This window comes from Derxia lacustris (assembly GCF_002105195.1).
GTDB lineage: Bacteria > Pseudomonadota > Gammaproteobacteria > Burkholderiales > Burkholderiaceae_E > Derxia > Derxia lacustris.
In genome coordinates this window covers 1-6,275 of record NZ_MUHU01000056.1, presented here as the reverse complement: position 1 = coordinate 6,275, position 6,275 = coordinate 1, and the positions used below count along the sequence as shown (strand labels likewise).

Genomic DNA, 6,275 nt, shown 5'->3' with positions numbered 1-6,275 from the left:
ATCGTTGAAAAAGCGGCTCCAAACGCGATTTTTTCATGTTAGCAGCCGTATTTGAAGCTGTTGCCGCAGGCGTACATGCCACCTGATCTTCAAGCCACCAGCCAGACGCCCGCCGAGATGGAAGCCGCCATCGGCGAGCGGCTGCGCGCCTTGCGCCTGTCGCGCGATCTGGACCAGCAGACGCTGGCCGGTCGTGCCGGCATCGGCCTGACCGCACTCAAGCGGCTGGAAGCCGGCCAGGGCTCGACCCTGCACACGCTGGTCTGCGTGCTGCGCGCGCTGGGCCGCGAAGGCTGGCTCGACACCATCGCGCCGGTGGCCAGCATCAATCCGCTCACGCTCACCCGCGCCGCCGCGCCACGCCAGCGCGCGCGCCGCCGCAAGCCACCGACCGCGCCCTAGCCGCCGCACCCCTTCTTCATCGCAAAGCCATGGCCAGCCGCAAGCCCCCTGCCCGCTACCAGCCCGTCAACAGCGTCGAGGTGCATCTGTGGGGCGTCCACATGGGCTCGGTCGCGCTCGACCCGACCTATGGCTACTACGCCTTCGCCTACACGCCCGGCTTCCGCCGGCTCGGCATCGAGCCGGCGCCGCTGCACATGCCGGCCGGCAGTGCCGATCCCTTCCTGTTCACCGATCTGCCCGAAGCCACCTACAAGCGCCTCCCGGCCCTGCTGAGCGACGCCCTGCCCGACGACTTCGGCAATGCGCTCATCGACCGCTACATGGCCGATCGCGGCATTGCGCCCTCGGCCATCACCGCGCTCGACCGGCTGGCCTACATGGGCGAGCGCGCGATGGGCGCCCTCGGCTTCAAGCCGGCACGCGGACCGGTGCGCCACAAGCCGACCGCCATCGCGCTGAACTCGCTGGTCGACGAGGCGCGCAAGGCCGTCGCCGGCGACCTGGACAGGTGCGCGCGGCCATCGACGGCTGGGCCGGCTTTGCCGAGACCGCCGGCGTGGCGCCGGCGCAGATCGCCGCCATCGGCGCCCAGCTGCGGGCGCTCTAGCGGCGCAGGCCTCAGGGATGCAGCTGGGTCAGCGTGAGCCGCAGCAGCTCGACCGCCGCATCGATGTCGGCCAGCTCGATGCTGCCGAGGCCGAACATCAGCCCCGAGCGCGGCGGGCTGTCGCGATAGCAGCCGTCGAGCGCATCGAGGCCGACGCCGGCGCGCCAGGCCTGGGCCACCAGCCGGCGCGTGTCGACCGGGCCGCGGAACATCGCGCTCAGATGCAGCCCGGCCACGCTCGGCACCCGCTCCAGCCAGTGGCCGAGCGCGGTATCGATGCGCAGCGCCAGCCGCTCGCGCCGGGTGGCGTAAGTCTGCTGGCTGCGCTTGATGTGACGCAGCAGCTCGCCGTTGTCGATGAAGCGCGCCAGCGCCCATTGCATCGGCGTGGCGGTATGCCAGTCGCTCAGCTGCTTGGCATGGATCACCGCATCGAGGATGGCCGGCGGCGCCACCACGTAGCCGAGCCGCAGATCCGGCGCCAGCGTCTTGGAGAAGCTGCCGACGAAGGCCACGCTGCCGTGGTCGTCGATGCTCTGGAGCGCATTGGCCGGCCGGCCGGCATGCGGCAGCTCGCTGTCGTAGTCGTCCTCCATCACGATGGCGCCCAGCTCGCGCGCCCGCGCCAGCAGCGCCATGCGGCGGCGCGGGCTCATCTGCATGCCGAGCGGGTACTGGTGGGTCGGCGTCACATGCACCAGCCGGGTGTCGGCGGCGATCTGCTCGACCAGCATGCCTTCGCGGTCGACCGGCACGCCCTGCACCCGCGCGCCCATGCCGGCCAGCAGCAGCCGCGCCGGGCCGTAGCCGGGCTCCTCCACCGCCGCCGCGCTGCCGGGCTCGACCGTCACGCGGGCCACCAGGTCCATGGCCTGCTGGGCGCCGCTGGTCACCACGATGTCGTCGGCCGAGCAGCGCACGCCGCGCGCAAACGCCACATGGCGCGCGATGGCCTCGCGCAGCATCGGCAGGCCGCGCGGATCGCCGTAGCCGGCGCCGAGCCGAGCGCTCTGGCGCAAGCCCCACAGCACGCAGCGGCGCCATTCGTCATGCGGAAACAGCAGCCGATCGGGCCGGCCCGGCAGCAGCTCGAAACGCGGCGGCTGGGGCGGCGACGGCGCGCTGCGGCGCGGCGCGCTCGGCAGGCCGCGCCAGCGCTCCAGCCCGGGCCGGCCCACCGCCTGGGCCGGCGGCGGCTGGGCCAGCGGCTGGCGCCGTCCGTGCTCACTCACATAAGTGCCGCTGCCGATGCGCCCGACCACCAGCCGGTCGTAGGTCAGGCGCGCATAGGCCTCGGCGACGATCTTGCGCGACAGGCCAAGTTGGGTTGCAAGCTGCCTCGATGGCGGGAGTCGCTGTCCGGCGGCCAGATGGCCAGTGCTGATTGCGTCCTTCAGTTGCCGGTACAGCTGTCCGGTCTGGTCGCTGTCGCCCTCGATGACGACTTGCAACTCCATCGATTGGCCTCCTGCGAATCCGGCCGGCCCGCCGGGTTCAACGGGCGGCGCTCCCGGCATCGAGGCGGGATTGAACCATCGACGTAAATCGTGTCCGGGCCGGCCGGCGATGCGCCCGACATTCGGCCGGCGGGTGCCGGCTTTGCCCGGTGCAAGACGGCCGGGCAGCGGCGGACAGGCATGTGTCCGACCCGGCGCCGGGCCGCCGGGCAATCGCCGGCAGCGGCTTCCAGGCGGCCCACGCTCAGCGCTGGCCGATGCGCGCGCCGGCGAACAAGCCCTTGAATTCGCGCGGCTGCGAGCGCCAGTACTGCGGCGGCGCCGTCACCTGGGCGCCGAGCGCGGCCGCCGCATGCCAGGGCCAGCGCGGGTCGAACAGCATGGCGCGCGCCAGCGCCACCGCATCGACCGTGCCGTCGGCGATGGCGGCCTCGGCCTGGGCCGGCTCGGTCACCAGCCCCACGCCGATGGTCGGCAGCCCGACCTCGGCCTTGATGCGGCGCGCGAACGGCAGCTGATAGCCGGGGCCGAGCGGAATCTGCTGCGCCGGCGACACGCCGCCGCTGCTCACATGGATGGCAGCGGCGCCGCGCGCCTTGAGCGCATGGGCCAGCGCCAAGCTGCTGTCCAGATCCCAGCCGCCCTCGACCCAGTCGGTGGCCGAGACGCGCAGCCACACCGGCAGCCCGGCCGGCACCGCGGCACGCACCGCATCGAACACCTCCAGCGGAAACCGCATGCGGTTGGCCAGACTGCCGCCGTACTCGTCGCTGCGCCGGTTGGCGATCGGCGACAAGAACTGGTGCAGCAGATAGCCGTGCGCCGCATGCAGCTCGATGCCGTCGAAGCCGAGCCGCACCGCGCGCTCGGCGGCGGCCACGAAATCGGCCCGCACCTTGGCCAGACCGGCAGCATCGAGCGCCAGCGGCGCCACTTCGCCCTCGGCATGCGGCAGCGCCGACGGCGCCACCGCCTGCCAGCCGCCGGGCGCATCGGGCGCGATCTGGCTGCCGCCGTCCCAGGGCGCGCGGCTCGACGCCTTGCGCCCGGCATGGGCCAGCTGAATCGCCAGCGGCATGGCCGAGAAGCGCCGGATCGCGGCCAGCAGGCGCGCAAAGCCGGCCTCGTTGGCATCGCTCCACAGGCCCAGGTCGGCCGGCGAGATGCGCGCCTCGGGCGACACGCCGGTCGCCTCGACGATGAGCAGGCCGGCGCCCGACTGCGCCAGCGTGCCCAGATGGACCAGATGCCAGTCGCCCGGCGTGCCGTCCTGCGCCGAGTACTGGCACATCGGCGCGATGACGATGCGGTTGGGCAGCGCGAGTGCGCCGAGTTGCAAGGCTGTGAATAGCTGGGACATGGGATTCCTCGAAGACCGGCCGACCGGCAGTGGACGCAGGGCGGGCAAGCTTCGTTCCGGCCCCGCCGGCCGGCAAGCCGCGCAAACCGCCGTTGCACCGCAACCGCCGGACTGCGCCGCATGGCGCACAAGCGCCGCGCCGCCAACCACAGCCGGCGCGCGATAGGCGACCATCGCCACCGCCCGCAACGCAACCTGCCCCCGCCATGACCGATAACGCGCAAGCCCCCGCCGACACCATCTACGCCCGCCTCGGCGGCGCGGCCGGCATCCAGGCCCTCGTCGACCGCTTCTATGCGGTGATGGACGAGCTGCCCGAGGCCTACGGCATCCGCAAGATGCATCCCGACCTGCCGCGCGCCAACGAGAGCCTGTTCAAGTTTTTGAGCGGCTGGTTCGGCGGGCCGCCGCTGTTCGAGCAGGAGCGCGGCCATCCACGCCTGCGTGCGCGCCACTTCCCGTTCAGGATCGGTCCGGCCGAGCGCGACCAGTGGATGCTGTGCATGCGCACCGCGCTGGAAGAACAGGTGCCCGACCTCGACCTGCGCGGCGCGATCCACGGCGCCTTCGAGGGCATGGCGACCCACATCATCAACACCGAGGCGCCCAAGCCGCCCCCGCCGCCGCTGGTGGAAAACGAACTCGACGTGATCGACGAGCTGGCCCGGCCCGGCGTCGCCAGCATCATCGAGCTGGGCTGCGGCGCGGCCCGCGTGGCGCGCGAGCTGCTCGACCGCCATGCCGGCGCCCATGTGACGGCGCTCGAAGTCGACGCCGTGCAGCACGCCAGGAACCTGGCCGAGCCGCGCAAGCGCCTGCAATTCATCGCGGCCGGCGCCCAGGCCATCCCTTGCGCCGACGCCAGCTTTGACCTGGCACTGATGCTCAAGTCGCTGCATCACGTACCGGTGCCGCTGATGGGCACGGCGCTGGCCGAGGTGGCGCGGGTGGTCAAGCCGGGCGGCCAGCTCTACGTGTCGGAGCCGATGTACGAGGGGCCGTTCAACGACATCGTCAAGCTCTACAACGACGAGGGCGAGGTGCGCGCCGCCGCCCAGGCCGCGCTCGACGCGGCGCTGGAGTCGGGCGCCTGGACCGAGCTGATCGCCGGCCGCTTCGACGCGCCGCGCGTGTTTGCCAGCTTTGCCGAATTCGAGGCGCGGATGATGCGGCCGAGCTTTGCCGACCATCAGATCGACGCCGCCAAACTGGCCGAGGTGCGCGCCGCCTTCGAGCCGCATCTGGGGCCGGACGGCGCGCGCTTTCGTCAGCCGATGATCGTGCGGCTGCTGCTGCGCGCGGGCGGCGACACGGCCGCGCAGGTGGCGGCATGAGCGCGCCGACGCTTGGCCGCGCAGTGCCGTGCGCCGGTCTGGCCGCGCTGCTGGCGCTCGGGCTGGCGCCGCTGGCGCTGGCCGCGCCGCCGGTCGAGCCCGCCGCCGCGCGCATCGAGATTTCGCAGATCGCCGCGAGCGACCCCGACCGCGAGCCCGACGACGTGATCGCCGCGCGCACCGCCGCCGTGCGCCACACCGCCGAGTCGTCGCTGGCCTGCGCCGAGATCCGCCCGTTCTACTGGGAGATCGGCGACCGTGGCCGCGCGCTGGCCTCGGGCGCGAGCGGCATGCTGTTCGGCGCCGAGACCGCCATGCCGGTCGCCTCGGCGTCCAAGCTGGTCTATGCCGCCTGGGTCGCACAGGAACGCGGCGGCCCGCTCACGCCGGCCGACGTGGCGGCGCTCAGCCTGCGCAGCGGCCGCACCTCCTTCCGCAACTGCCGCCGCGACGACACGGTGCACGGCTGCGCCGAACGCGGCGACAACGACCGGCTCGATCCGGCGGCGGTCGGCAAGTTCTGGTACGGCGGCGGCCACATGCAGGTGCATGCCGATCAGGTCATGCATCTGGGCGAGCTGGGCAATGTCGAGCTGGGCCGGCTGATCTCGGACGGCCTGGGCCTGCACACCACGCGCAGCGACTTTGCCTACACCCAGCCGCAGCTGGCCGGCGGCCTGCGCACCTCGCCGCGCGTGTACGGCGAGTTTTTGCGCCGGCTGCTCGACGGCGGGCTGGCGCTCGGCGGCCTGCTCGGCCGGCCGGCGTTCTGCACCAATCCGGCCACCTGCCCCGGCGAGGCGCTGCGCAGCCCCTTCCCCGCCGATGAAACGCCGCGCTACTCGCTCGGGCATTGGGTCGAGGACCGCGAGCATGGCGACGGCGCGTTCAGCAGCCCGGGCGCGTTCGGCTTCTATCCGTGGATCGACAGGAGCCGCACCTGGTACGGCATCGTCGCGCGCGCGGCGGTGGTCGGCATCGGCGATCCGGAAGCCGCGCCGAGCGTGAAGTCGGTGGCTTGCGGGCGGGCGTTGCGGCGGGCTTGGGTTGAGAAGGTGTTTCAGGAGTGAGGCGACGGGCGCGGTCCAGCACCCCGCCCCACCACATACCCC

At 72.7% G+C, this 6,275-nt stretch carries 6 protein-coding genes; 4 read left to right on the top strand and 2 right to left on the bottom strand.

Annotated elements, in window-relative coordinates:
• The first annotated feature begins 75 nt into the window (after window positions 1-75).
• Both B9P64_RS23300 and B9P64_RS23295 read left to right on the top strand, forming a co-directional pair.
• Window positions 76-402, top strand: coding sequence for a helix-turn-helix domain-containing protein (locus B9P64_RS23300; protein ID WP_217808743.1), 327 nt, complete (start codon window positions 76-78; stop codon window positions 400-402).
• A gap of 29 nt (window positions 403-431) precedes the next feature.
• Window positions 432-1,049, top strand: a complete 618-nt coding sequence (locus B9P64_RS23295; RefSeq protein WP_085318461.1) for a HipA N-terminal domain-containing protein — start codon at window positions 432-434, stop codon at window positions 1,047-1,049.
• Here B9P64_RS23295 and pdxR read toward each other — a convergent pair.
• A complete protein-coding gene (gene pdxR, locus B9P64_RS23290) occupies window positions 1,024-2,469 on the bottom strand; it encodes a MocR-like pyridoxine biosynthesis transcription factor PdxR (RefSeq protein WP_085318460.1) in 1,446 nt (481 codons plus the stop codon). The two genes, B9P64_RS23295 and pdxR, sit on opposite strands and share 26 nt — an antisense overlap.
• A gap of 244 nt (window positions 2,470-2,713) precedes the next feature.
• A complete protein-coding gene (locus B9P64_RS23285) occupies window positions 2,714-3,829 on the bottom strand; it encodes an NADH:flavin oxidoreductase/NADH oxidase (protein WP_085318459.1) in 1,116 nt (371 codons plus the stop codon).
• 206 nt (window positions 3,830-4,035) lie between these two features.
• Here B9P64_RS23285 and B9P64_RS23280 point away from each other — a divergent pair, with 206 nt between their 5' ends.
• A complete protein-coding gene (locus tag B9P64_RS23280) occupies window positions 4,036-5,163 on the top strand; it encodes a globin domain-containing protein (protein ID WP_328589881.1) in 1,128 nt (375 codons plus the stop codon).
• Entirely contained in the window at window positions 5,160-6,233 is a 1,074-nt protein-coding gene (locus tag B9P64_RS23275) for a hypothetical protein (RefSeq protein WP_085318458.1), read from the top strand. Before B9P64_RS23280 ends, B9P64_RS23275 begins: the two co-directional genes overlap by 4 nt.
• Window positions 6,234-6,275: the final 42 nt, after the last annotated feature.